The organism is Mesorhizobium sophorae (genome assembly GCF_002270415.1).
GTDB lineage: Bacteria > Pseudomonadota > Alphaproteobacteria > Rhizobiales > Rhizobiaceae > Mesorhizobium > Mesorhizobium sophorae.
Genome location: NZ_NNRI01000022.1, coordinates 1,245,825 through 1,270,401, shown reverse-complemented (window position 1 = coordinate 1,270,401; position 24,577 = coordinate 1,245,825). Strand labels below are relative to the sequence as shown.

The following is a 24,577-nucleotide window of genomic DNA, read 5'->3' as shown; positions in this document are numbered from 1 at the left end:
AATAATCGACGAACACTCGGCAAATCAGCAAGGGCTTCCGGTCGATGGACATTTTCAGCGCTGCCAGCCTGACCGCCTTGCTCCAGGTCATCGCCATCGACCTCGTGCTTGCTGGCGACAATGCGATCGTCATCGGCCTTGCCGCTGCCGGCCTGCCGGCCGAACAACGCAAGAAGGCGATCCTCATCGGCGTGCTGGCGGCAACGGTGCTGCGCATCGGCTTTGCCGCGGTTACCATCAAGCTGCTGGCGATCGTCGGCCTGCTGCTGGCCGGCGGCATCCTGCTGCTGTGGGTCTGCTGGAAGATGTACCGCGAGCTGCGCACATCGCATGCCGATGAGCTGGAAGCGACCGAGGCGCTGTCGAACTCCGATCTCAACAGCGACAAGATGGTGGCCGGCAAAACCAAGCGCAAGACGCTCGGCCAGGCAGCGTTGCAGATCGTCGTCGCTGACGTGTCGATGTCGCTCGACAACGTGCTGGCGGTCGCGGGCGCCGCGCGCGATCATTTTCCGGTGTTGGTGATCGGCCTTGTGCTGTCGATCGCACTGATGGGGCTCGCCGCGACTTTCATTGCCAAGCTGCTGCATCGCCACCGCTGGATCGCCTATATCGGCCTGCTGATCATTCTCTATGTGGCCGTGGACATGGTCTACCGCGGTGCGGTGGAAGTCTGGCCGCATGTCAACAACGTGGTCAGCTGAGGCGCCTGCCGGCTGCGTCTTCGATTCGGAAGAGCATGGTCGCAAGCGCAGTCGCCGTGCGTTTTGCCGCATCGAAGGCGTGCCCATACCAATGCCGCAATAAGTGTGGTACTGCGCCGGCAATCCTGAAAAGCCCGGAAACCCTATATGTCCGCTCCTCGCGTGAGTTTTGTCAGTCTTGGATGCCCGAAAGCCCTTGTCGATTCGGAACGCATCATCACGCGCCTGCGCGCCGAGGGCTACGAGATCGCACGCAAGCATGACGGCGCCGACCTTGTCGTGGTCAACACCTGCGGCTTTCTCGATTCCGCCCGCGACGAGTCGCTCAACGCCATTGGCTCCGCGCTTTCGGAAAACGGCAGGGTCATCGTCACCGGCTGCCTTGGTGCGGAGCCGGACGTCATTCGCGAGAGGCACCCCAATGTGCTGGCGATCACCGGGCCGCAGGCCTATGAGAGCGTGATGGCCGCCGTTCACGAAGCGGCGCCCCCTTCGCACGATCCCTATATCGACCTGCTGCCGCCGCAAGGCGTCAAGCTGACCCCGCGCCACTACGCCTATCTCAAGATTTCTGAAGGCTGCAACAACCGCTGCACCTTCTGCATCATCCCGGCGTTGCGTGGCGACCTCGTCTCGCGGCCCGCGGCTGACGTGCTGCGCGAGGCCGAGAAACTGGCCAAGGCCGGCGTCAAGGAGATCCTCGTCATCTCGCAGGACACCAGCGCCTACGGCATCGACATCAAGTACCAGACCAGCGTGTTCGGCGACCGTGAAGTGCGGGCGAAATTCCTCGATCTTTCCGAGGAACTGGGCAAGCTCGGCATCTGGGTGCGCATGCACTACGTCTACCCCTACCCGCATGTCGCCGACGTCATCCCGCTGATGGCCGACGGCAAGATCCTTCCCTATCTCGACATCCCGTTCCAGCATGCTTCGCCGCAGGTGCTGAAGAACATGCGCCGGCCCGCCCATGGTGAGAAGACGCTCGAGCGCATCCGCGGCTGGCGCGAGGTCTGCCCGGATCTCGCCATCCGTTCGACCTTCATCGTCGGCTTTCCCGGCGAGACGGACGACGATTTCGAAATGCTGCTCGACTGGCTCGACGAGGCCAAGATCGACCGCGCCGGCTGCTTCAAATACGAGCCGGTCCGGGGCGCCCGCTCCAACGACCTCGGTCTCGAACAGGTCCCGCAAGAGATCAAGGAAGCGCGCTGGCATCGCTTCATGCAGCGCCAGCAGAAGATCTCGGCGACACAGCTGGCCAAGAAGGTCGGCAAGCGCCTGCCGGTGCTGATCGACGAAGCGCACGGCACATCGGCAAAGGGCCGCACCAAATACGACGCGCCCGAGATCGACGGCTCGGTGCATATCCAGTCGCGCCGTCCGCTGCGCGCCGGCGACATCGTCACTGTCAAGATCGACCGCGCCGATGCCTATGACCTCTACGGTTCGGCGGTCTGACGCTGCCGTATTTACTACACCTGGCGATAGTTCAGCTCGCTTAACCCGTTCAGCCGCGATCCGCAGTATGGTTTCCAGACCGTAAATGCGGAAATTCGGATGGACGTCAGACCTGCCAGCCAGGATCACATCGCGACGCTGGACCTGCTCAGGCTGACGGCGGCGCTGGCGGTCGTGCTCTTCCACTATTTCTTTCGCGGCGCGGCCGCTGAAGGCTTCCTTGGCGAGGGGTATCCACGTGCAGCACCGTTCGCCATCCATGGCTATCTCGGCGTCAATCTGTTCTTTCTGATCAGCGGTTTTGTCATTGCCTGGTCGGCGGAAAACCGCCGCTGGGACCAGTTCGCGATCGCACGTTTCGTTCGCCTCTATCCGGGTTTCCTGCTCTGCATGACGATCACTTTCGCGATTGTCGTGCTTGCCGGCACACCGCTGCTTCCGGCCTCGTTCGCCCAGTATGGCGCCAATCTGACGATGTTCGCGCCAGCCTTCGGCCAGCCCTTCGTCGATGGCGTCTACTGGTCGATCGTTCTTGAACTGGTTTTCTACGGTTGGGTGACGCTGGCCCTGTTCACCGGGCTGTTCCAGAGACACAAGCTGGAATTGATCTTCATCTGGCTGGCGATCTCGGCCTTGAACGAATTCTTCCTTGGCAGCGGCGCGGCCAGACTGTTGTTTATCACAGAGTTCGCGCCATTCTTCGCCGCCGGCGTGCTGGTCCACCACCTCCACGCACATGGCGGTTCCCTGCCGGCCTTGCTGCTGCTCGCGGCATCGTTCCTGATCTCATGCGGCACACTGTCCGTGACGCAGCACTGGATGCAGGATCACTATGGCATCGCCGTTTCGTCGGCCAATCTCGTCGTTGCCAATGTCGTCATGCACGCGGCCTTGATCGGCGCGGTCCTGTTGCGCCATCGTCTGCGGTCATCGGCGCTCACCCTGGCGCTGGGTGGGCTGACCTATCCGCTCTACCTCCTGCACCAGAACATCGGCTACCTCGCCATCAACGCCGCAGTTCCCCTGGTCGGCAAATGGTTTGCTGCCTTTGGCTGCACCGCACTCATGCTCCTTGTTTCCTGGGCGATCTGGCGCACCTGCGAGCGACCGGCGCAGCGGCTGCTCAGGATTTGGCTGGGCCGCGCGGTCGATGTCGGCTTGGCGAGGTTTCGTCGCACCCAGGCCGCGACGCAACCCGCCGAATGAAAAAGGGCGCCCTGCGGCGCCCCTTTCCTTTTTGGTATCTCGCGCCGCTTACTGCGGCAGCTTGTCGTCAACGCCCTTCACGTAGAAGTTCATGCCGAGCAGCGTGCCGTCATCGGCGACCTCGCCATCCTTCAACCACGGCGTGCCGTCCTGCTTTGCGACCGGTCCGGTGAAGGGATTCCAGCCGCCGGCGATTTTCTTCTCGGTGGCTTCGGCCATCGCCTTCACGTCGTCGGGCATGTTGGTGAAGGGGGCGAGCTTGACCGCGCCGTCCTTGATGCCGAGCCAGACATTGTCAGGCTTCCAGGTGCCGTCGAGGGCCGCCTGGACTCGGCTGATGTAGTACGGACCCCATTCGTCGGTGAGCGAGGTCAGCTGCGCGTTCGGCGCGAACTTGATCATGTCGGAGGACTGGCCGAAGCCGTGCAGCTTGCGCTCCTCGGCCACCTGCAGGGCAGCGGTCGAATCGGTGTGCTGGACGACGATGTCGGCGCCCTGGTCGAACAGCGCCTTGGCGGCGTCGGCTTCCTTGCCCGGATCGAACCACGAGTTCACCCAGACGATCTTGGCCTTGAAGTTCGGGTTGATCGACTGTGCGCCGAGCATGAAGGAATTGATGCCCATCACGACTTCGGGGATTGGGAAGGAAACGATGTAGCCGGCAACGCCGGCCTTCGATTCCTTGGCGGCGATCTGGCCGAGCACATAGCGGCCTTCATAGAAACGCGCATTGTAGATGCCGAGATTGTCACCGGTCTTGTAGCCGGTTGCGTGCTCGAACATCACCTTGGGGAATTTCTTGGCGACCTTCACTTCCGGGTCCATGAAGCCGAAGGAGGTGCCGAAGATGATCTTGCAGCCTTCGCGCGCCAGCCGCTCGAACGCACGGTCGGCATCGGGGCCTTCGGAGACGTTTTCGAGATAAGCGGTTTCGACCTTGTCGCCGAGCGCCTTCTCCACCTCGAGACGGCCCTGGTCGTGCTGGTAGGAATAGCCGAAATCACCGATCGGGCCGGTGTAGACCCAGCAAGCCTTCAATTTGTCGGCTGCCTCTGCGGACGCCGCCAGCGAAACTGCCGCTGTCGTGGTCATCAGGGCAATAAGCAGTTTTTTCATTGTGTTACCTCTCTGTGTTAAGCCTTGGAGCTTCCCGTTTGTTATTATTGTCAACGATCCGGAACGAATGGCTGCCCCAAGGAAGCCGGCGTGTTCATCATCGTCAGACGCTTGTTGCGCGAGATTAGAACGAGAACCACGACGGTTGCCAGATAGGGTAGCGAAGAAAGAAACTGTGACGGCACTGGAATGCCAAAAGCCTGTGCATGAAGCTGTCCGATCCACACCGCGCCGAAGATGTAGGCGCCGGCCAGCACCCGCCATGGCCGCCACGAGGCGAACACCACCAGCGCCAGCGCGATCCAGCCGCGGCCGGCGGTCATGTTCTCGACCCATTGCGGCGTATAGACCAACGACAGATGGCCGCCGGCCAGACCGGCACAGGCGCCGCCGAAGATCACCGCGAGATAACGATAGCGGATGACCTGGATCCCCAGGGCGTGGGCTGACGTGTGGCTGTCGCCGATCGAGCGCAGCGTCAGTCCGGTCCGGGTCTTGAACAGGAACCACATGACGGCTGCGGTCAGCGCGATCGAGATGTAGAAGATCGGATCCTGCCCGAACAGCAATCTGCCGACGACAGGGATCGAGGTCAGCCCGGGGATATCGAGGTTGGGCAGCCGTTCGCCAGGCTGGCCGACAAAACTCGTCCCCATCATGCCGGAGAGGCCGAGGCCGAGCAGCGTCAGCGACAGGCCCGTCGCCACCTGGTTGGTGGCCAGCGACAGCGTCATGACGGCAAACAGCAGCGAGAACACCGCGCCCATGGCGATAGCCGCCAACAAACCGATCCAGGGTGATCCGGTGAGATAGCTGGCGCCGAAGCCGCCGACGGCGCCCATGATCATCATGCCCTCGACGCCGAGATTGAGCACTCCGGAGCGCTCGACCACCAGTTCGCCGATCGCGGCGATCAGCAACGGCGTTGCCGCCGTGGCGATGGTCAGAAGGATGTTTATGGTGATGTCCATCAACGGGCTTCCTTCAACTTTGGCGCGGCTTCGAGTTTCGCAGCGCTTTCCGGTTTGGTCAGCGTCAGGCCGATCAGGCGAATGCGGTAGTGAATGAGCGTGTCGCAGCCGAGCACGAAGAACAGCAGCATGCCCTGAAACACCCTCGCCACCTTGTCGGAGATGCCGAGCGCGCTTTGCACGGCTTCACCGCCGAGATAGGTCAGCGCCAGCACCAGGCCGGCGGCGACGATGCCGAGTGGATTGAGGCGGCCAAGGAACGCCACGATGATGGCGGTGAAGCCATAGCCGGGCGAAATGACAGGCTGCAGCTGGCCGATGGCGCCCGAGACTTCCGAGATGCCGGCAAGGCCCGCCAAGGCACCCGACAGCAGGAAGGCGAAGAACACCATGCGGTTGAGGCCGAAGCCGGCGAACCGCCCTGCCCGCGGGCTTGAGCCCAGCACGCGGACTTCAAAACCCTTCAGCATGCGGCTCATCAGGATCCAGACCAGCACCGCGGCGACCAGGGCGAAGACAAATCCCCAGTTTGCCCGTCCGGCATCCGGCATCAGCTCCGGCAGTACGGCCGAGTCGTTGAACTGAATGGTCTGCGGGAACCCATGGCCTTGAGGGTCGCGCCATGGTCCGCGCACCAGCCAGTCGAGGAAGAGCTGCGCGACATAGACCAGCATCAGGCTGGTCAGGATCTCGTTGGTGCCGAAGCGCGTCTTGAGCAGAGCCGGGATGGCCGCATAGGCGGCACCGCCGACCATGCCGAGCAGGAGCATCAGCGGCAACACAAGCGGGCTTTCGAACTGCGGAAACAGCACCGGAATGATCGAGCCGACAATACCGCCCAGGATGAACTGGCCTTCGGCGCCGATGTTCCAGATGTTGGCCTTGTAGCAGACCGACAGGCCGACAGCGATCAGGATGAGCGGCGCCGCCTTGATCGCCAGTTCATGCAGCTGCCAGACCTGGCTGACCGGCTCGATGAAATAGATCCGGAAAGCGGTCAACGGGTTGACGCCAAGCAGCGCGAACATGATGGCGCCGGCGACGATCGTCAGCGCAAAGGCGATGAATGGCGACAGGGCCGAGAACAGCCCGGAGCGCTGTGGGCGTTTGACGAGTTCGAGGCGCATCATGCCGTCTCCAGCGTATGTTCGGCGTGGCCGGGCTCGGCGCCGCCCATCAGCAAGCCAACCTTCTCGAAGGTCGCCTCGGCGATCGGCAACGGTTTGGACAGTTCGCCATTGTGCATGACCGCGATCGCATCCGATATCTCGAACAGCTCATCGAGATCCTGGCTGATCACCAGCACCGCCGACCCGCTGCGCGACAGTTCGATCAACGCCTGGCGGATGTGGGCAGCGGCACCCGCGTCGACACCCCAGGTCGGCTGGTTGACCACCATGACGCTCGGCCGGCGGTCGAGTTCACGGCCGACGATGAATTTCTGCAAATTGCCGCCCGAAAGTGCCGCGGCTTCCGGATCCGGCGCGCTCTTGCGCACGTCCATCGCCACGATGATGCGTTGGGCGGCGGTGTAGATGGCAGCGCTCTTGACCATTCCGCCGGCGCCGACAAACGCCTTGCCGTCGGTGGCGTGGCGCGACAGCAGCAGGTTCTCGGAAAGCTTCATGCGCGGCGCGGCCCCGTGGCCGAGGCGCTCTTCCGGCACGAAGGCAGCGCCCAGCAACCGACGTCCGGTGATGGTGAGGCCGCCCGCGTCCTTGCCACGGATGCGCACGGAAGCGGCATCCTGCTGCAACACTTCGCCGGAGACGGATTCGAAGAATTCGCCCTGGCCGTTGCCGGCGACACCGGCAATGCCGATCACCTCGCCGGCGCGGACATTCAGGCTGATGCCCTTGAGCGGTATGGAGAACGGCGTTGCCGGCTTGCGGGTGAGGTTGCGGATCTCGAGCAGCGGCTGCGCCTTGTCGATCCCCTCGACCGGCGCACGCACCACGGCCTGCACTTCGTTGCCGACCATCATGCGGGCCAGCGACGAGGCCGTTTCCTCACGCGGATTGCAGTGGCCGACCACCTTGCCATGCCGCAACACGGTGGCGCGGTCGCAGATGCGTTTGACCTCTTCAAGCCGGTGCGAGATGTAGAGGATGGATTTGCCTTCCGAGCGCAGACGCTCCAGCGTCTCGAACAGCTTGTCGGCCTCCTGCGGCGTCAACACCGAGGTCGGCTCGTCCAGGATGATGAGCTGCGGCGTCTGCAAAAGGCAGCGGATGATCTCGATGCGCTGGCGTTCGCCGACCGACAGGTCGCCGACCAGCGATTCCGGATCGAGCGGCAGGCCGTAGCTGTAGGAAAGCGCCCTCGCCTTCGCCGCGATGCTGCTGATCGGCGAACCGTCATCGAGCGACAGCGCGATGTTCTCGGCGGCGGTCAGCGCCTCGAACAGCGAGAAGTGCTGGAACACCATGCCGATGCCGAGCTTTTTCGCCGCGCCCGGGCTCGAAATCCTGACCGCCTGGCCGTTCCAGAAAATCTCGCCGGAATTGGGCTCCAGCGAACCGAACAGCATCTTGACCAGCGTCGACTTGCCGGCGCCGTTTTCGCCGAGCAAGGCGTGGATTTCACCCTTGGCGATGTCGAGATCGATATGATCGCACGCCGTCAGGGTGCCGAATATCTTGGTAAGACCACGGACCTCGAGCAGGTTCGTGCCGTCCTGATTTGCACTCACAGTGCCTCCCATCTGGTTAGCCAGATATGTTCTGTGTTCCCGCAAGCATGGTAGGCGCGGCCGGCTCTCATCGGAAAGCGGCACGCGTCTTGAAAGAGCTTCAAGAATTTCAGCGGAAATTCAAGGGATAGCAAGGCAGAAGGGACTAAGGGATGAGAATGGTGGTCCCTGTTGTCCTGCGGCCCTCGAGGTCGGAATGCGCCTTGCCGGCGTCCTTGAGCGCGTAGCGCTGGTTGATCTTGATCTCGACGGCGCCGCTGAGCACCACCTCGAACAGGGCGGCGGCGGAGGCCTCGAGGTCCTCGCGTTTCGCATTGTAGACGAACAAGGTCGGCCTTGTGGCGAACAGCGAGCCCTTCTGGGCCAGCAATGACATGCTGAATGGCGGGATTGATCCCGAGGACTGGCCGAAGCTGACGAACATGCCGAGCGGCTTGAGGCAATCGAGCGACGCCGGAAACGTGTCGTTGCCGACCGAATCGTAGACGACGTCGCATTTCCCGCCACCGGTGATGGCGGCGACGCCGGCAACGAAATCCTGCTCCTTGTAGTTGATGACGTGATCGAAGCCGTGCGCCTTGGCGAGCTCGATCTTGTCGGCTGAACTGGCCGTGCCGATGACGGTCGCGCCGAGATATCTGGCCCACTGCCCAAGGATCAGCCCAACGCCGCCGGCCGCGGCATGAAACAGGATCGTGTCGCCTGCCTTCACCTTGAAGGTGCGCCGCAGCAGATACTCGGCGGTCATGCCTTTAAGCATCATCGCCGCCGCCTGTTCGTCGCTGATGCCGTCCGGCACCTTGACCACTTGGCTGGCCGCGATGACGCGTTGCTCGGCGTAGGCGCCGCCGACATTCGTCGCATAGGCAATGCGGTCGCCCGGCTTCAGCCAGTCGACGTCCTGGCCGACTTCCAGCACCACGCCAGCAGCCTCGCTGCCCGGAACCAGTGGAAATCCGCCAGGCGGCGGATAAAGGCCGGTGCGGTGATAGACATCGATGAAATTGAGGCCGATCGCTGTATGCCGGATCAGGATCTGCCCCGATCCCGGACGGCCGGGATCGCTGTCCTCATAGGTAAGGACTTCCGGGCCACCATTGGCGTGGATGCGGATCGCTTTGGACATGGGCTGAACTTCCTTGGGCTGATCAGGCTTTTTTCGCACCGAGATTTGGAAAGAACTGCATGACGCCGCCGATGCAGGCAAGGTAGAGCCCGGTAATTGAGATGCCGATCTTGGTGAAGGTGCTGACCTGCTCGCCCAGCACGCCGATCTGATCGTAGAAGGCAGCGAGTGCCGCCTGCGCCAGCGCCAGCGCACCGAAAGCGCACCACAAAAGCGTCATCGCGAGATTGATGCGCCGCAGCCGCACCACCCGCACCGGGTGGATGAAATTGATCGGCACGAAAGTCAGAATGCCGGCCACCACCACCACCGCGAACGAAACCCATTGTCCCGGCTCGATGACGAACAGCGTGAACACCACCATGTTCCAGACAACAGGGAATCCCTTGAAGAAATTCTCCTTCGTCTTCATGCCGGTGTCGGCATAGTAGATGGCGCTTGAGACGACGATGATCGCCGCCGACAGGAATGACAATCCCTCGCCCATGAAGCCGCGCTGGTAAAGCGCGAAGGCCGGGATCAGGACATAGGTCACGTAGTCGATGATGTTGTCGAGCATTTCGCCCGACCAGGTCGGCAGGATCTCCTTGACCTCGAGCTTTCTGGCGATCGGCCCGTCGATGCCGTCGACAAACAAGGCCAGTCCCAGCCACCAGAACATCGCGGTCCAGCGCTCTTCGCTCGCGGCCACCAGCGACAGGAAGGCCAGGAATGAGCCCGAGGCGGTCAGCAGATGGACGGAGAACGCCCTCGCCTGCGGCCAGGTGACTTTCTTCTTCGGTCGCGGAATCCGGTCCCTGATCTTCTTGGCCGTTGTGTTCTTGCTCACGGGCCCCGCCAATCCAGCTTGCAGATTTCGGCCGACCGGCCGGCGAAATTCCAGTTTCGGCCGAAAGCCCGCATCTTGCTCTTGTCGGACCTGGCAACGATGATCTCAGGCGCGATCCAGTATTCCGAATTGCTGATCACCGTATCCTTGTCTCGGTCCTTGCCGGGGATCGGCGTTACCGCCCCGTCGATGATCTTCGGTATCTGGAAGATGCGTGTCCTGTCACGCGTCTCATAGGTGATCGGCACTTGTTCGACACCGAGGAATTTGCCGACAAGGATGGAAAGCAACGAGGTGGTCCCGCCCGCCTTGCCGGTGAAAATCTTGGTCAGCGCCTTGACCGCATAGACCGATGCGCGCTTGTCGATGAACAGGCCGGCGGTCCAGTTCCCGCGGCTCATATAGCCGGGGATTTCCATGATCAATCCGAGATTGAGCCCCGACAGGTCGACCTCGCCGAAATGGCCGGCGTCGATACGGAAGCCGGCCCAGGTCTGGCAATAGCCTTCGGTCGGCGGATGACTGCCGAGCGACAGCACGCAGGGGCAAAAAACCGTGCAATTGCAGGAGAGTACGAGCTCTCCTTTCATCGCCCAGCTCTGGTCTGACATCGACTTTCCCCCACTCATCGCGAGACTACTAGCAGCGCTGCTGCCCAGACAAGCAGTATCGCACCGGCCAGCCTGGTTGGAACCCTGGTCGCCGTCTGTTTTTCGATCAGGGTGAACAGCCCGATCAACGCCATCCAGAAGACGTTCATCACCCCGACGGCGAACATCACCAGCATCAACGCCCAGCAGCAGCCGAGGCACCACAGGCCTTGCGCGACGCCAAGCCGGAAGACGCGGACGGGCCTCGCGCTCCAGTTCGCAAACAGGATCGAGAACGGGTTCCTGCATTTCTTCAGACAGGCTTCCTTCAGACCGCTGAATTGGTAGAGGCCCGCAATCAGCAGAGCGAGCGCGCCGGCAATACCGATGACGGGGTCGAGCAACCCGTTGGACGAGGCGGATGCATGAATGGCCAAGGTCAGCGCCGCGAACATCATCGAGGCAGCGAGCCAGACGCTGAGGTAACCAGCAACCAGCACCAGCGGATGGACGACCGGCTCGCCCTTGATGCGAGCCGTGTCGGCAATCTCGCAATAGGTGCGGATCATCGGTGCGGCCGAAGGCAGCATGGTGGCGATCGCCATCAGGAACCACATCAAGACGAGCGCGCTGGCCTTGAGGCCGAGGCTTCCGTCGAGCGGCGTCGGCGACAGGCAGAGCGCAAAGAACCGTTCCAGGAAATCCGGTAGCGGCAGTCGCGGCAGGTTGCGCAGAAGCGCGTCGCCAGGGGCGTTGACGCCCGCAATCCGCCCTTCGGCGCTGCGGATTGCCATCGCGGCAAGCAACAGCCAGGCAAGCAGGATGCAGGCGCCGACAACGACGTTTGCCGTCACACGCGGACTGCGCGCGATGTTCGCCATGGCGCGGCCGGCGCGGTCGAGATGGCTGAAGTCGTCTTGCTGGCCGGTCATGACATCCGAATGAGCCGAATCGCCGCGTTGATCAAGCGGCATGAATTGACCTATATGCTGGATCGACTGGCAGGTCGGGTGGGCTGCCTCGCATTGCAAGCCGGAAGCCGATCTTGGAGCATCGAGACACTGCGCGGATACTGGTTGCTGGCACGGGGCCGGCAGGGTTGATCGCGGCGCTCGCTTTCGCCGAGGCCGGTTTCCCGGTGACGCTTGTCGGGCCCGAAACTTCTGCCCCCGATGGCCGCACGACGGCGCTGATGAACCCCGCTCTGCAGGTGCTTGCGCGGCTTGGTGTGCTTGAAGACATCAAGCCCAAAGCGGCGCCCTTGAAGGTGATGCGCATCGTCGACGCGACCCGCCGACTGATCCGTAGCCCCGTCGTCACCTTCCGCGCCAGCGAGATCGGCGAGGACCAGTTCGGGTTGAACCTGCCCAATAGCGTCCTCAATCCGGCACTCGCCAGCACGGTTGCTACGCATACCGGCATCGACTGGCGAAGGTCGATGGTGGCGAGTTGGCATCTCGACGCCGAACATGCCCGTGCCGTGCTGACCGACGGCAACACGGTGGATGCTTCCCTGGCGGTCGCCGCCGATGGGCGGCTGTCACCGGCGCGTCAGGCGGCCGGCATCTCGACCTCGGCCCGCTCCTACCCGCAGGCCGCTTTTGTCCTCAATTTCCGTCACAGCGGCGATCATGCCTTCACCTCGACCGAATTCCACACCGAGACCGGTCCGTTCACGCAGGTTCCGCTGCCCGGCAATCGCTCGAGCCTGGTCTGGGTGGTGAAGCCCGAGACAGCAACGGAACTCTCCGCGTTGGACGATGCGACGCTTTCCGTGCGGGTCGAACAGCAGATGCAGTCGATGCTGGGCCGGGTGACGGTCGAGCCGGGCCGGCAGATTTATCCGCTTTCGGCGGTGACGCCGCTGCGTTTCGCGCGGGACCGTGTGGCGCTTGTCGGCGAAGCCGCCCACGTGTTTCCGCCGATCGGCGCGCAAGGCCTCAATCTCGGTATCAGGGATATCGACGATCTCGTTGGTATCGCTGGAGAAAATCGCACCGACCCCGGCGCTGCGAAGGCCCTTGCAGCCTACGATTTCAAACGCCGCCCCGATATTCTGGCGCGCAGCAGTGCGGTCAATCTGCTCAACATGTCGCTGCTTTCCGACATGCTGCCGGCGCAGATGGCCCGTGTTGCCGGGCTCGGCGTGCTCGGTGGCTTCGCGCCGCTTCGCGCCTTCTTCATGCGCGAGGGGCTTCGTCCGGGCAGCGGCTTTGCGGCGCTGGCCGGCGGCCTGCGAAAGCCGGCGCGCTGATAGCGATCTTCCGAACATTCCGCCAATCCGCGTCCTCGGCGAGTGTAGACATCGGCGGCCTGCGGCAAAACCTTTTCCCCGCATCCTGCGTAGCTTCAAGGCACGCTCAAAACGCTTCGGGATTGAATTGATGCCCAGTCTGCGCCAAATAAGTTCAAGGAATTCAGTGGTGAGTACGATGAAAACAGCCAAATTCGCAATCGGACAGGTGGTTCGCCACCGGCTGTTTCCCTTCAGGGGCATCATTTTCGACGTCGATCCGCAGTTCGCCAACACCGACGAATGGTACGAAGCCATCCCGGCCGACGTGCGCCCGCGCAAGGATCAACCCTTCTATCACCTGCTCGCCGAGAATTCGGAAACCGAATACATCGCCTATGTCTCCGAGCAGAACCTGCTCGAGGATCAGTCGGGCGAGCCGGTCCGGCATCCGCAGATCAAGGAGATGTTCGACAAGAGGCCGGACGGGCGCTACGAGCCGAAACGGCAGTCGAGGCATTAACCGACCAGACGACAGGCGCAAAAAAAGCGGGGCATGACCCCGCTTTTTTGTTAGGCCGGCAAAAACCGGCTAATCAGTTGGCGGTCTTCGCCTTGTCCTGCTCTTCCTTGAGCTTCTTGGCGAAATCCTGGTTGTTCTTGGCGACGAAGTCCTGGAGCTTCTTCTGCCGGTCTTCGATATCGGACTGCTGCAGCGGCGGGCCGTCATAGGCGCCGCTGAAACCCTGCAGGGCGATCTTGATCGGGTTCTGCTGGTTCTGGAAATTGACCGAGGTCAGCGTGATCGCCTGGCCCTTCTTGAAGGCACCGACGAGCTGGTCGGTGAGCGGCACTTCGGCCACGCAACGATCCGGGAAGCAAATGACGTAATCAAGCTTCACGGCCTTGCCGGTATCGATCTGCAGGCCAATGCCGGGAGGTACCAGACGGCCGGTCGGCACCGTCACCTGGAACACCTTGCGGTTCACCTTGCCCTTCAACTCGATCAGGCTGACGCCAGTGATCAGCTGGCCGTTGCCGGCCGTGGTGATGTTCTGGACGTTGCAGATGTCGACGTCTTCCTGCTTGGTGCAAGCCTTGAACCAGCCTTGCGGAATCTGCTGTTGCTGCTGTGCGGAAGCAGCGGGAAGCCCTGCGCCCAGAAAGCCGACCACGCCAGCGGCCATGACCGACAGGCGGTACGCGTTGCTGTTCAGGCTCGTCATGTCGTGCACTTCCTCTCAAATGATCCCGGGACCGGCTTCTTCGTGCCGTGTGGTCCAGCTACCTGTTGCCAAAATGAGGCAACAGAATGACTTCGGGGGGCGTGTTACACTGCAAGCGATGTCGAATCCAGCCCGCCACTTGTAATTCTTGATGACGCCATTGGCCGGCACGCAGTTGCCTCATGCTAGGGTGCGCACCGAATCATCAAGCCGACCCAGTAAGGAGACGGTCATGGGCCGCGTTCTTGTTTGGCTGATCACCGCGATATCGTTTCTCGCCCTTTCGCATCAGCCGGCCGCATCGGAGCCGAAGCACGCTATCGCCATGCAGGGCGAACCGGCTTTGCCGCCCGACTACACGCATTTCGACTACGTCAATCCGGACGCGCCGAAGGGTGGCTCGATCACCTATTGCGTCGTCGGCAGCTTCGACAATCTCAATCCGTTCATCCTAAAGAGCCTGCGCACGACGGCGCGCGGCATGATGGACCAGACTTACGGCAATCTCGTCTTTGAGCCGCTGATGCAGCGCAACTACGATGAGCCCTTCAGCCTGTACGGCTTGCTCGCCGATACCGCCGACATGGATCCCGAGCGCAAGAGCATCGAGTTCCATCTCAACCCGAAAGCCAAATGGTCCGACGGCCAGCCGGTGACGCCGGAGGATGTGCTGTTCACCTACGATGTCTATACCGACAAAGGCCGTCCACCCTACAGCGCCCGCATGAGCCTGATCGCCAAGCTCGAAAAGACCGGTGATCACAGCGTGCGCTTCACCTTCAACGACAAGGCCAATCGCGAGACGCCCCTGATCATCGCGCTGACGCCGATCATACCCAAGCATGCCTTCGACAAGGACACGTTCGACAAGACGACGCTGAAGCCACTGATCGGCAGTGGCCCCTACACCGTTGCGCAGGTACAGCCTGGCCAACGCATCGTTTTCAAGCGCAACCCGGACTATTGGGGCAAGGACGTCTCGGCCAAGCGCGGTTTCGACAATTACGACCAGATCACCATCGAGTATTTCCTCAACGCCAACGCCAAGCTCGAAGCGTTCAAAAAGGGCCTTTGCGCCATCGACGACGACGGCGATCCGGTCAAGCGCGAGCGCGACCTCGATTTTCCGGCCTTCCACAAGGGCGATGTGGTCGCCGAAACCTTTGACACCGGCATTCCGCCCGTGGTGACCGGTTTCCTGTTCAACATGCGGCTGCAGAAGTTCGCCAACCCGGTGGTGCGGCGTGCGCTCGGCATGCTCTACGACTTCGAATGGGCCAACAAGAACCTGTTTGGCGGCAAATACGCGCGCGCGATGAGCTATTGGCAGAATTCGGAGCTTTCCGCGCTTGGTCATCCGGCTGACGACAGGGAAAAGGCGCTTCTGGCGCCCTACCCCGGCCGCGTGCCGGCCGATGTCATGGATGGCACGTACCGGCCACCGGTCACCGATGGCTCAGGACAGGATCGCAAGGTGCTGAAAGCGGCCTTCGCTCTCTTGCAAAGCATCGGTTATCACGTGCAGGACGGGACGATGCTCGATCCCGATGGCAAACCGTTTGGCTTCGAGATTCTGGTTGCTTCGCAGGATGAGGAGCGGCTTGCCGGCATCTATCAGCGCACGCTGGAGAAGATCGGCATCGACGTCACCATCCGCAGCCTCGACGGCGATCAGATCCAGTCGCGCAAGCAGCGCTTCGATTTCGAGGCCCTGATCGGATCGAGCGGCTTCAACAATTCATTGTCGCCCGGCATCGAACAGCTTGGCCGATGGGGATCCGAAGCGGCCAAGGCCGAAGGCTCGTTCAACCTGGCCGGTGTCGCCGATCCGGCGGTTGATGCGGCGATCGACGCGATGCTGCGCGCGCGTTCAAAGGAAGACTATGTCGCGGCCGTCAGGGTTCTCGACCGGCTGCTGATCTCCGGCAACTACATGGTGCCGACGCAGTACAACACGCAGCAATGGATTGCGTACTGGAACTACCTGGAACATCCGCAAAAGACGCCCATATTTGGGTATCAACTGCCAAGCTGGTGGCGCAAGCCGAACTGAGGATTTCGGGAGATCGAGATGAGTGAGCTGAACGCCATCACCGTCGACGTGGTGTCCGACGTCGTCTGCCCATGGTGCTTCATCGGCCAGAAGCGGCTCGACAGGGCGATATCAGCTGTCGGCGACACCGAGGTGCATGTCCGCTGGCGGCCGTTCCAGCTCGATCCGACCATTCCGCCGCAAGGCAAGGATCGCCGCGACTATATGCTGGCCAAGTTCGGCAGCGACGATCGCATCCGCGAAATTCATGCCCGCATCGAGCCGCTTGGCGAAGCCGAAGGCATTTCGTTCGCGTTCGACGCTATCAAGGTGGCGGCGAACACGCTCGATGCGCACCGCCTGATCCGCTGGGCCGGCGCCGCCGGCGAAGCCGTGCAGAACCGGCTGGTGCGCCGCCTGTTCCAGCTGAATTTCGAAGAAGGCGCTGACATCGGCGACCATGCCGTGCTGGTCGAAGCGGCGCGCGAGGCCGGCATGGACGCATCCGTGGTTGCGACTCTTTTGCCGACCGAGGCCGACGTCGAGGCGGTTCGCACCGAGATCGCCACCGCCTCGCGCATGGGCATAACAGGCGTGCCGTGCTTCCTGATCGAGGGCAAATACGCGGTCATGGGCGCACAGGATGCCGATACCGTGGCCGATGCCATCCGTCAGGTGGCCGCCGCCAAGGCGCGCGGCGAATTGGAAAAGGCCGGCTGAGACCGGCTGCCCCTGCCCTTATGCGGCGGGAGCCGGCGTCACTTCACGGTCACCTTGGCCTTGCTGATGAAAAATCCGTGGCCATTCGTGGCCGTGCAGGCCAGTCCCTTGGTTGTGGATTCGCATGAGAACGGGCCCGCGCTCCAGCTTTTGCCGTAAGCGAGCTTGGTGACATTGCTGCAGCAAGGCTGCTCGCCGGGGTTCTTGATCAATGTCGCCGGCCCCTTGGGACCCAGGATGACGGTGACATAGCTCGGCGCGACGCGGGAGCAGCTGAGTTCCGGGCCACCGTCCTGCGGCTCATAGGTGCTGGTGCCGCCCTTCGGGGTGTAGATGCAGCCAATGTTGCCGGACGGCGTGTTGAACTCGATCTGGCCCTCGGCGCCCGCCGGAATGCTCTGCTCGGCGGCCTGTGCCAGGGGGTGCCAGGCAAGGAGGAACAGGGTTGCGGCTGCGCGTACAAGCATTGGAAGCTTCCTCGTTGGAGAACCGGACATGCATGGGTGCCGACAGTGCCCGGCAAGGTTCAATCCCGAACGAAGCAATTGTCAAACGCGGTTCCTGACCTCACCCAACGGGCCCGGATGTGCCGCCCGGCGCGCCTGCCGCAACGACCGTTTCGGGTCACTTTTCTGCCTCTGGCGAGGTCACGAGCGGAAGATTTTCGAAGATTCGGTCAGTCCGCAGTCAAGAAATTTACCAGTCAATTAGATTTTCGAGTTCACAAACCCGTGTGAAAACCTTCCCTAAGGGAAACTTCACCGATGGCCCTCCCGCGTCCCTCAACAAATTGAAATCAATAGCAATATTCCGCTTTTGCCGATCCGTTTGACGGCGCTTCGACCCGGCAATCTGTTGCCTCATGGCAACGGTCGTCCGGGGTAATCCCTTTGGCCAGCTTTAAAAATTAATAGAAAATGATCAATTGGTGTTACCATCCGTAACAAAACAAAAATGGTTTGGGCGGGATCGTGATTCGGGTCGATAGACCAACGCAAGAGTCAGTACCGGAAAAAACACCTCGCGATGCCGCACGGCCATCGCTTCTGACGCCGGTATCGTCGATGCGTACCTTCTGGGGCCTGATGCGGGCCTACTGGTTCTCGGATCGGTGGAAGGAAGCCTGGACGCTGACGCTGGTGATCGCGCTGCTCACGGCGCTGTCCAGCAAGGCCGGTGTCTGGTTCGCCGAAGCCTCCGGCGAGCTGGTCAACTCGATCGCCTTCTTCCATGACGCAGCCAACACCACGCCGCTTCGCACGCTGCTGGTCAATGCCGGCATCCTCGTGCTGCTGGTCCTGCTCAAGGACGCCGGCTTTACCGGCATCCGCAATCTTGTCTCGGCGACCTTGCACCGCAAATGGCGTGGTTGGCTGGACAGCCGCTTCAACGAAGCACTGCTGGACAACAATCATACGCATTTTCATGCCCAGCATGCGTCGACCGGCAGCGGCGCAACGGCACCTGACAACATCGACCAGCGCGTCCAGGAATCCATCAAGGACATGACCGGCGGCGCCATCGGGCTCGCCATGGGCGTGCTGGGCGTCGCCACCTCGCTCTATTTCGTCGGCCAGAAGCTGCTCGAAAACTCCGTCGAGGTGAAGGGGCTGGAGTTCCTCGGCAGCTATGGCAGCGCCGTCCTCGCTTTCCTCGCCGTCGCCACCTATGTGCCGCTGAACACCTGGATCGCGGTTAAGCTCGGCGGCCTGCTCGAGCGCCTCAACGTCAGGATGCAGCAGGCCGAAGGCAGCTATCGCGGCGAACTGACGACGTTCCTGCGCCGCAGCTTCCATGTCGCCGCGTCCCAGGGCGAAGGCGTGCAGAGGACGATGCATGGCCGGCTCTATGTCGATATCGACGGCACATGGACGCGGCTGAACATCGTCAACACCGTCTACATGTCGTTCGAACTGATCTACAATTTCATCGGCGCCCGCATCGTCGCCTACGGACCTGGCCTGGTGCCGTTCATTCACAACGGTCTCGATCTCAAGGGCTACATAACCGGCTCCGAGCTGGTCAATTCGCTGATCGGCCAATGTTCGTGGTTCATCCACGTCATGCCGGCCATCGCCACGCTGCGCGCCAACAGCCAGCGCGTGACCGAACTGGCCAATGCGATCGAGAACGTCCAGCATCCGCAGGAGTTCTACAGCCAGACCGGCCGTTCCGACTTCCACTACGCCAGCCAGAACCCGGTTTTCGGCCTGACGATCCAGAAGCTCGAACTGGCGCATCAGGGCGAGGACGCCACGCCGTTCCTCAGCGCCGCCAATTTGCGCTTCAGGCGCGGCGAATGGACGTTCCTGAAAGGCGAATCCGGTTGCGGCAAGACCTCGCTGATCAAGGCGATCAACGGCCTGTGGCCCTATGGCCATGGCACCATCGTCTTCCCGGAGGGCGTGAAGAGTTTCTATGCCGCCCAGGAGGTCAAGCTGCAGCAGGTGACGCTGAAACAGCTGGTCTGCCTGCCGGGCTCCGAGCACAATCATAGCGATGCGGATGTCGCGGCGGCGCTCTACAAGGCCGGCCTTGGCGACTTCATCTCGCATCTGGCCGACGCAAGCCGCGAAGGCAAAAGCTGGGACCAGGTTCTGTCGGGTGGCCAGAAGCAGAAGCTGGTGGTGGCGCGCATCGTGCTGCAGCAGCCGGGGCTGCTGTTCCTCGACGAGGCGACGGGCGCGCTCGACCCCGAGGGCAAGATCGCCTTCCACCAGGCCATCAAGGACAACTGCCCCGATGTCACGGTGATCAGCGTCATGCACGAGGCGATGGCGCCGAGATCGCTGACCGGCGCAGAATTCTACCACAGCATCGTGGCGATCGCCGATGGCGTCGCCACCAAGAAGCCCCTGGTTCCGACCCTGCCTGTCGAACTCACCACGATTCTTGTCCAGCCAAGGCCAGTCGAGGACAAGTGGCTGCGCTTCTCGCGCCGGCTGAAGCAGAAATAGCGGATCTCGGCCGGCCGCGCCATGCGGCGGCCGCTGATCACAGTCTCGCGAGTGGTGCCATTCGGCACCGTTTTTCATCCTCACCGCGATTGACTCGGCAAGGCGCGCACCTATGTTGCGCCGGCTTGCAGACAGTCAAACGCGAACCCGCAAGCGGAAAGGTCACAGCGCCATGCCTGGCGACAGTCACAGTCGAACGCAACAGCCGTCCGCCTAGACGTGACCTGAATGGTTCATGTCCTCCCGGACGGCAAGGAGTGAGCCATGAACGAATTTACCCCCGTAGCGAGCGACGAGGCCGTCGCGATCGCCCGTATCCTAGCCAACGATCACGTCGCCGACATTGTCGAGGCCCTGAACAGGGAGCCGCGAGAAAGCGCGACGGAACTGCTTTGTGAAGTGACGTTCGAGCGGCTGGTCGAGATCTTCGACCAGCCTGAACTCGACCGCGCGCCCGAACTCATGGAGGCGCTGCCGCGCGCCAAGGCGGGCAAGCTGCTCACCGCCATGTCGGAAGACCGCGCCGCCGACATCCTGCGCGAGCTGGACGAGCCGGCTCGTTCTGAGCTGCTCGGCGGGCTTGCGCCGCCGCTGCGCGCCACGCTGCTTGCCATTCTGGGTTATCCCGAAGGCAGTGCCGCATCGATCATGACGACGGAGTTCGTCAGCGTGCCTTCGGACTGGACCGTGGGCCGCACGCTCGACTACATCCGCAAGGTCGAGCGGACGCGCGAAACCGTCTACGCGATCTACATCGTCGATCCGCAAACGCATCTCCTGATGCGTTCGACCGGCCTGCGCCGGCTGATCACCGGGGAGCCGGAGGATTCGATCATGACGGTGGCGCCGGATCGCGCGCCGGTGACCGTCAGCCCGCTGACCGATCGCGAAACCCTGGCGCAAACGATCTCGAAATACGACCTGCTCGCTGTCCCGGTCGTCGACCACGGCAACATCCTCGGCATCGTCACCATCGACGACATCATCGACGCGATGATCGAGGAGACGACCGAGGACGTGCACCGTTTCGGCGGCATGGAGGCGCTCGACGAGCCGTACATGAAGATGAGCTTCCTCGCCATGATCAAGAAGCGGGGCGGCTGGCTGTGCGCCCTGTTCATCTCAGAGATGCTGACGGCCAACGCCATGCAGAGCTACGAGGGCGAGCTGGAAAAGGCGATCGTGCTGACGCTGTTCATCCCGCTGATCATGAGCTCGGGTGGCAATTCCGGCTCGCAGGCGACCTCGCTGGTCATCCGGGCGCTGGCGCTGCGCGAGATCGGGCTGCGCGACTGGTGGCGGGTGGCGCTGCGTGAACTGCCCACCGGCCTCGTGCTCGGCGCCATGCTCGGCGTTGTCGGCATCGGCCGCATCGCGCTCTGGCAATATATGGGCTTCTACGACTATGGGCCGCATTGGCCGCTGATCGCCGCGACGGTCGGCGCCGCGCTGGTCGGCATCGTCACCTTCGGCTCGCTGTCGGGGTCGATGCTGCCGTTCGCCCTGAAACGCATCGGCTTCGATCCGGCCAGCGCATCGGCCCCGTTCGTCGCCACGCTGGTCGATGTCACCGGGCTGGTGATCTATTTCTCGGTGGCGCTGGTAATCCTGCGCGGCACGCTGCTGTAGCAGTTCTCAAATCTCCGCCGTGGCAAGACCCTTGCCGCGGTGGAGAGCTGAACCTCGGCATTTGCCAGGTCAATCCACCCGCTTGCCGTCCTTCACGCGATAGGTCGGCTTGTACATGGTGACGAGCTCTTCCGCGGCCGTCGGATGCACTGCCATCGTGCGGTCGAAATCATCCTTGGTCAGCCCGGCTTTCAGCGGAATGCCGAGAAGCTGCGCCATTTCGCCGGCATCCGGTCCCAGGATGTGCGCGCCGAGCACCCGCTTCGACGCGCCGTCGACCACCAGCTTGGTCAGCATCTTCTCGTCGCGGCCGGACAGCGTGTGCCGCATCGGCCGGAAAGTGGCGCGGTAGATCTCGATGTCGGGGAAGCGTTTGACGGCATCATCCTCCGACAGGCCGACCGTGCCGATTTCGGGTTGTGAAAAGACGGCGGTCGCAATGGTGTCGTGGTCGGGCGCCGTCGCATTTCCCTTGAAGGCGGTTTCGATGAAACACATCGCCTCATGGATCGCCACCGGCGTCAGCTGCACGCGGTTGGTGACGTCGCCGATCGCCCAGATGTTGTCGATGTTGGTGCGCGAGTATTTGTCGACAGCGATCGCACCGGTCTTGGTCATCTCCAGGCCGATGCCTTCCAGGCCCATGTTCTCGGTGTTGGGGATGCGGCCGATGGCCAGCATCACCTGGTCGACCGTCAGCACCTTGCCGCCGGTGACGATTGCGTCGAGCCGGCCGTCCGGCCGCTTGCGGATCCATTCCGACACGGAATGGCAGAGGATCTCTATCCCCTTCTTTTCCATTGTCTCGTGCAGCATGCGCCGCAGGTCCATGTCGAAGCGGCTGAGGATCTCCTTGCCGCGATAGACCAGCGTGGTGTCGACGCCGAGGCCGTGGAAGATGTTGGCGAACTCGACCGCGATATAGCCGCCGCCTTCGATCATGATCGCCTTGGGCAGCTGCTTGACATCGAAAGCCTCGTTGGAGAAGATGCAATGCTCATGCCCGGGCAGCGCCGGATGCGGTGCTGGGCGGCCGCCGGTGGCGATCAGGATCTGGTCGGCGGTGACGGTGCGATCCTCGCCCAGAAGATGCACGACATGCGGATCGACGATCATGGCGCGCGAGTGAAAGGCCTCGCCGCCGGCGCCCTCGACATTCCTCTGGTAGATCGCCTCAAGCCGGCTGATCTCGCGATCCTTGTTGGCGACCAGCGTCTGCCAGTCGAAACTTGCCTCCGGCACCGTCCAGCCATAGCCGGCGGCGTCGGCGAAATGCTCGGGAAATTGCGAGGCATAGACATAGAGCTTTTTCGGCACGCAGCCCCTGATGACGCAGGTGCCGCCATAGCGATATTCCTCGGCGATGCCGACGCGCTTGCCGAGTGCGGCGGCGACTCGCGCCGCCCTCACCCCGCCCGAGCCGCCGCCGATGACGAAAAGATCGTAGTCGTAACCGGCCATCTAGCGGCTCCTCAAGCTTCAGAAATCCAGTGACAGGTAGGCCGCCAGGCAGCAAAAGAAAAGCCCGGACAAGCCGGGCTTCATCGATGGCCGCAAGGCCATTTGGAAACGCAAGATCAGTTCTGCGTGTCGTCTGCCGGAGCCGAACCGTCGGCGGGTGCGGCGCCATCGGCTGGTGCGGCTGCGTCCGCGGGCGCTGCGGCAGGGGCTGCCGGCGCCTTGGCCTTGGCGGCCGCGGCCAGCGTCTCGCCAACCTGCTGGGCGAGATCACGCGCGAGGCCGTTCTGCCAGATGTCGGCTGCCTTGACCAGTTCGCGGGTCACGGTCGGGCCGCTATCCAGCAGCTTCTTGCCCGAATCGGAACTGTAGAAGGCGGCGATATCGGTCAGTTCCTTTTCGGAGAACACTTTTGCGTAGGCGAGTGCGGCTTCCTTCTCGAGGTCGGCGCGGCGCGAGGCCAGCGCCAGCGCCTTCTCGTTGATGGTCTTGCCGATCAGCTCCTGCATGTCCGGGTTCTTCTGGATGAGCTGCGATTCGAGCGCGGCTGCCGCCTGCGGCAGGATGTTGTCGAACGGGTCGGTCGCGTGGATCGCCGCGACCGCCGCGCGGGCGGCCTTCAGGTGCGAGTCCGTGACTTCTTGCGAAAACGCCGGCGAAGAGAGGGCGAAAACGGCCGTAGCCGCCAGAACGGCGCAAAGGCTGCGAACCCGGTTATGCAACATCATGATCGGTAGAACTCCCTGGTTTTCGGGCGGCATGGACAGTTTGGATACCGTCGCCGCCGGCGATGATGGCCGCTGACGCCAGCCCGATGAAAAGACCATGCTCGACCACGCCCGGAATGGCGTGGAGAGCATTCGAAAGCGCTCTTGTATCCGGAATGCGGCCAAAAGATGCATCGAGGATAAAATGGCCGCCGTCTGTAACAAAAGCCTGGCCCCCCGTCATCCTCAATATAACCGGACCGGAAAGGCCGAGCTTTTCAGCTGCGGCGCCGATGGCGATTTCGGTTGCGCGCAGGCCGAACTGATTGACTTCGATAGGCAGCGGAAAACGGCCGAGCGTCTCGACCATCTTCGACTGGTCGGCAATGACGATCATGCGCTGCGAAGCGGCTGCGACGATCTTCTCGCGCAGCAGCGCGCCGCCGCCGCCCTTGATCAGGGTCAGCGCCGGGTCGACCTCGTCGGCGCCATCGACGGTGAGATCGAGTTCTGGCGTTTCCTCCAGCGTCGACAACGGCACGCCAAGCTCGCGGCAGAGCGACGCGGTGCGCTCCGAAGTCGGCACGCCGATGACGGTCATGCCGGTGGCAACCTTCTCGGCAAGCAGCCGCACGAACTCTTCGGCGGTGGTGCCGGTGCCGATGCCGAGCCGCATGCCGTCGCTCACATAGGCGAGCGCTGCCCGCGCGGCTTCGACCTTCAACTGTCTTGCATCCATGCCGCTTGCTGCCCCGGAAATTCGCTGCTGGGCTCCTAGCATTTTTGCCGGTCGGGTCAAAGCCTTTGGCAGCGGCGTACGCCCTGGTGACGAGCAGCATGGCTGTTCTGCGCAACGCGCGGTCAGGGGCAATGCGTCAGGGATATTCGATAGGAATTTTTTCTTGACCTGGTGAAGGCAG

General features: G+C 62.5%; 22 protein-coding genes. 9 read left to right on the top strand and 13 right to left on the bottom strand.

Annotated elements, in window-relative coordinates; genetic code table 11:
- Positions 1 to 44 precede the first annotated feature (44 nt).
- The 3 genes from CGZ66_RS37415 to CGZ66_RS37405 all read left to right on the top strand — a co-directional run bounded on the left by CGZ66_RS37415 (position 45) and on the right by CGZ66_RS37405 (position 3,371).
- On the top strand, positions 45 to 704 hold the full coding sequence (locus tag CGZ66_RS37415; RefSeq protein WP_095091573.1) for a TerC family protein: 660 nt from the start codon (positions 45 to 47) through the stop codon (positions 702 to 704).
- Between the two features lie 147 nt (positions 705 to 851).
- The gene (gene rimO / locus CGZ66_RS37410) at positions 852 to 2,165 is read left to right on the top strand and encodes a 30S ribosomal protein S12 methylthiotransferase RimO (RefSeq protein WP_095091572.1); all 1,314 of its coding nucleotides are present in this window, start codon (positions 852 to 854) and stop codon (positions 2,163 to 2,165) included.
- A 99-nt stretch (positions 2,166 to 2,264) separates the two neighbouring features.
- On the top strand, positions 2,265 to 3,371 hold the full coding sequence (locus CGZ66_RS37405; RefSeq protein ID WP_095091571.1) for an acyltransferase family protein: 1,107 nt from the start codon (positions 2,265 to 2,267) through the stop codon (positions 3,369 to 3,371).
- A gap of 48 nt (positions 3,372 to 3,419) precedes the next feature.
- On the opposite strand, the gene CGZ66_RS37400 is transcribed toward CGZ66_RS37405, so the two are convergent.
- From CGZ66_RS37400 to CGZ66_RS37365, 8 genes are all read right to left on the bottom strand, one after another.
- Positions 3,420 to 4,487, bottom strand: a complete 1,068-nt coding sequence (locus CGZ66_RS37400; protein WP_095091570.1) for a BMP family ABC transporter substrate-binding protein — start codon at positions 4,485 to 4,487, stop codon at positions 3,420 to 3,422.
- Positions 4,488 to 4,537: 50 nt separating this feature from the next.
- Positions 4,538 to 5,458: an ABC transporter permease gene (locus CGZ66_RS37395; RefSeq protein WP_095091569.1), complete on the bottom strand. Its 921-nt coding sequence runs from the start codon at positions 5,456 to 5,458 to the stop codon at positions 4,538 to 4,540.
- Positions 5,458 to 6,588: an ABC transporter permease gene (locus CGZ66_RS37390; protein WP_095091568.1), complete on the bottom strand. Its 1,131-nt coding sequence runs from the start codon at positions 6,586 to 6,588 to the stop codon at positions 5,458 to 5,460. Before CGZ66_RS37390 ends, CGZ66_RS37395 begins: the two co-directional genes overlap by 1 nt.
- Positions 6,585 to 8,162: an ABC transporter ATP-binding protein gene (locus tag CGZ66_RS37385; RefSeq protein ID WP_167392392.1), complete on the bottom strand. Its 1,578-nt coding sequence runs from the start codon at positions 8,160 to 8,162 to the stop codon at positions 6,585 to 6,587. The genes CGZ66_RS37390 and CGZ66_RS37385 overlap by 4 nt, the downstream gene beginning before the upstream one ends.
- Positions 8,163 to 8,295: 133 nt before the next feature.
- Positions 8,296 to 9,276, bottom strand: a complete 981-nt coding sequence (locus tag CGZ66_RS37380) for a quinone oxidoreductase family protein (RefSeq protein ID WP_095091567.1) — start codon at positions 9,274 to 9,276, stop codon at positions 8,296 to 8,298.
- A gap of 22 nt (positions 9,277 to 9,298) precedes the next feature.
- Complete coding sequence (pcsA, locus tag CGZ66_RS37375) at positions 9,299 to 10,105, bottom strand: phosphatidylcholine synthase (RefSeq protein ID WP_167392391.1); 807 nt, start codon at positions 10,103 to 10,105, stop codon at positions 9,299 to 9,301.
- The gene (locus tag CGZ66_RS37370) at positions 10,102 to 10,716 is read right to left on the bottom strand and encodes a DUF1326 domain-containing protein (protein ID WP_095091806.1); all 615 of its coding nucleotides are present in this window, start codon (positions 10,714 to 10,716) and stop codon (positions 10,102 to 10,104) included. The genes pcsA and CGZ66_RS37370 overlap by 4 nt, the downstream gene beginning before the upstream one ends.
- Positions 10,717 to 10,730: 14 nt before the next feature.
- On the bottom strand, positions 10,731 to 11,627 hold the full coding sequence (locus CGZ66_RS37365; protein WP_167392390.1) for a DUF2182 domain-containing protein: 897 nt from the start codon (positions 11,625 to 11,627) through the stop codon (positions 10,731 to 10,733).
- Between the two features lie 113 nt (positions 11,628 to 11,740).
- Between CGZ66_RS37365 and CGZ66_RS37360 the strand changes: the two genes are divergently transcribed.
- Both CGZ66_RS37360 and hspQ read left to right on the top strand, forming a co-directional pair.
- Positions 11,741 to 12,949, top strand: a complete 1,209-nt coding sequence (locus CGZ66_RS37360) for a UbiH/UbiF family hydroxylase (RefSeq protein WP_095091564.1) — start codon at positions 11,741 to 11,743, stop codon at positions 12,947 to 12,949.
- Positions 12,950 to 13,127: 178 nt separating this feature from the next.
- On the top strand, positions 13,128 to 13,451 hold the full coding sequence (gene hspQ / locus CGZ66_RS37355) for a heat shock protein HspQ (protein ID WP_167392389.1): 324 nt from the start codon (positions 13,128 to 13,130) through the stop codon (positions 13,449 to 13,451).
- A 73-nt stretch (positions 13,452 to 13,524) separates the two neighbouring features.
- On the opposite strand, the gene CGZ66_RS37350 is transcribed toward hspQ, so the two are convergent.
- Positions 13,525 to 14,154: an invasion associated locus B family protein gene (locus CGZ66_RS37350; RefSeq protein ID WP_095091562.1), complete on the bottom strand. Its 630-nt coding sequence runs from the start codon at positions 14,152 to 14,154 to the stop codon at positions 13,525 to 13,527.
- A 232-nt stretch (positions 14,155 to 14,386) separates the two neighbouring features.
- On the opposite strand from CGZ66_RS37350, the gene CGZ66_RS37345 reads away from it, so the two are divergent.
- Together CGZ66_RS37345 and CGZ66_RS37340 are read left to right on the top strand one after the other, a co-directional pair.
- A complete protein-coding gene (locus tag CGZ66_RS37345; RefSeq protein ID WP_095091561.1) occupies positions 14,387 to 16,207 on the top strand; it encodes an extracellular solute-binding protein in 1,821 nt (606 codons plus the stop codon).
- Positions 16,208 to 16,225: 18 nt separating this feature from the next.
- A complete protein-coding gene (locus CGZ66_RS37340) occupies positions 16,226 to 16,906 on the top strand; it encodes a DsbA family oxidoreductase (protein ID WP_095091560.1) in 681 nt (226 codons plus the stop codon).
- A 38-nt stretch (positions 16,907 to 16,944) separates the two neighbouring features.
- Here the strand turns inward: CGZ66_RS37340 and CGZ66_RS37335 are convergent, their stop codons facing one another.
- Positions 16,945 to 17,373, bottom strand: a complete 429-nt coding sequence (locus tag CGZ66_RS37335) for a hypothetical protein (RefSeq protein WP_095091559.1) — start codon at positions 17,371 to 17,373, stop codon at positions 16,945 to 16,947.
- Positions 17,374 to 17,970: 597 nt separating this feature from the next.
- On the opposite strand from CGZ66_RS37335, the gene CGZ66_RS37330 reads away from it, so the two are divergent.
- Together CGZ66_RS37330 and mgtE are read left to right on the top strand one after the other, a co-directional pair.
- A complete protein-coding gene (locus CGZ66_RS37330; protein ID WP_167392388.1) occupies positions 17,971 to 19,863 on the top strand; it encodes an ABC transporter ATP-binding protein/permease in 1,893 nt (630 codons plus the stop codon).
- 264 nt (positions 19,864 to 20,127) lie between these two features.
- Positions 20,128 to 21,492 carry a magnesium transporter gene (gene mgtE, locus CGZ66_RS37325; RefSeq protein ID WP_095091558.1) on the top strand — a complete coding sequence of 455 codons (1,365 nt, stop codon included), beginning with the start codon at positions 20,128 to 20,130 and terminating at the stop codon, positions 21,490 to 21,492.
- A 69-nt stretch (positions 21,493 to 21,561) separates the two neighbouring features.
- On the opposite strand, the gene gor is transcribed toward mgtE, so the two are convergent.
- The 3 genes from gor to rpiA all read right to left on the bottom strand — a co-directional run bounded on the left by gor (position 21,562) and on the right by rpiA (position 24,396).
- Complete coding sequence (gene gor, locus CGZ66_RS37320; RefSeq protein WP_095091557.1) at positions 21,562 to 22,953, bottom strand: glutathione-disulfide reductase; 1,392 nt, start codon at positions 22,951 to 22,953, stop codon at positions 21,562 to 21,564.
- Between the two features lie 116 nt (positions 22,954 to 23,069).
- Positions 23,070 to 23,678, bottom strand: coding sequence for a DUF2059 domain-containing protein (locus CGZ66_RS37315; RefSeq protein WP_095091556.1), 609 nt, complete (start codon positions 23,676 to 23,678; stop codon positions 23,070 to 23,072).
- Positions 23,665 to 24,396, bottom strand: coding sequence for a ribose-5-phosphate isomerase RpiA (gene rpiA, locus CGZ66_RS37310; protein WP_095091555.1), 732 nt, complete (start codon positions 24,394 to 24,396; stop codon positions 23,665 to 23,667). Before rpiA ends, CGZ66_RS37315 begins: the two co-directional genes overlap by 14 nt.
- Positions 24,397 to 24,577: the final 181 nt, after the last annotated feature.

Bases quoted from the DNA above. Each gene is read 5' to 3' on its own strand.
- gor (WP_095091557.1), bottom strand. From the start codon at position 22,953: ATGGCCGGTTACGACTACGATCTTTTCGTCATCGGCGGCGGCTCGGGC.
- CGZ66_RS37370 (WP_095091806.1), bottom strand. From the start codon at position 10,716: ATGTCAGACCAGAGCTGGGCGATGAAAGGAGAGCTCGTACTCTCCTGC.
- CGZ66_RS37345 (WP_095091561.1), top strand. From the start codon at position 14,387: ATGGGCCGCGTTCTTGTTTGGCTGATCACCGCGATATCGTTTCTCGCC.
- CGZ66_RS37340 (WP_095091560.1), top strand. From the start codon at position 16,226: ATGAGTGAGCTGAACGCCATCACCGTCGACGTGGTGTCCGACGTCGTC.
- CGZ66_RS37405 (WP_095091571.1), top strand. From the start codon at position 2,265: ATGGACGTCAGACCTGCCAGCCAGGATCACATCGCGACGCTGGACCTG.
- CGZ66_RS37415 (WP_095091573.1), top strand. From the start codon at position 45: ATGGACATTTTCAGCGCTGCCAGCCTGACCGCCTTGCTCCAGGTCATC.
- CGZ66_RS37400 (WP_095091570.1), bottom strand. From the start codon at position 4,487: ATGAAAAAACTGCTTATTGCCCTGATGACCACGACAGCGGCAGTTTCG.
- CGZ66_RS37330 (WP_167392388.1), top strand. From the start codon at position 17,971: ATGCGTACCTTCTGGGGCCTGATGCGGGCCTACTGGTTCTCGGATCGG.
- CGZ66_RS37395 (WP_095091569.1), bottom strand. From the start codon at position 5,458: ATGGACATCACCATAAACATCCTTCTGACCATCGCCACGGCGGCAACG.
- CGZ66_RS37315 (WP_095091556.1), bottom strand. From the start codon at position 23,678: ATGATGTTGCATAACCGGGTTCGCAGCCTTTGCGCCGTTCTGGCGGCT.
- rpiA (WP_095091555.1), bottom strand. From the start codon at position 24,396: ATGGATGCAAGACAGTTGAAGGTCGAAGCCGCGCGGGCAGCGCTCGCC.
- CGZ66_RS37390 (WP_095091568.1), bottom strand. From the start codon at position 6,588: ATGATGCGCCTCGAACTCGTCAAACGCCCACAGCGCTCCGGGCTGTTC.
- rimO (WP_095091572.1), top strand. From the start codon at position 852: ATGTCCGCTCCTCGCGTGAGTTTTGTCAGTCTTGGATGCCCGAAAGCC.
- CGZ66_RS37350 (WP_095091562.1), bottom strand. From the start codon at position 14,154: ATGACGAGCCTGAACAGCAACGCGTACCGCCTGTCGGTCATGGCCGCT.
- CGZ66_RS37365 (WP_167392390.1), bottom strand. From the start codon at position 11,627: ATGACCGGCCAGCAAGACGACTTCAGCCATCTCGACCGCGCCGGCCGC.
- CGZ66_RS37385 (WP_167392392.1), bottom strand. From the start codon at position 8,162: ATGGGAGGCACTGTGAGTGCAAATCAGGACGGCACGAACCTGCTCGAG.
- mgtE (WP_095091558.1), top strand. From the start codon at position 20,128: ATGAACGAATTTACCCCCGTAGCGAGCGACGAGGCCGTCGCGATCGCC.
- hspQ (WP_167392389.1), top strand. From the start codon at position 13,128: ATGAAAACAGCCAAATTCGCAATCGGACAGGTGGTTCGCCACCGGCTG.
- CGZ66_RS37380 (WP_095091567.1), bottom strand. From the start codon at position 9,276: ATGTCCAAAGCGATCCGCATCCACGCCAATGGTGGCCCGGAAGTCCTT.
- CGZ66_RS37335 (WP_095091559.1), bottom strand. From the start codon at position 17,373: ATGCTTGTACGCGCAGCCGCAACCCTGTTCCTCCTTGCCTGGCACCCC.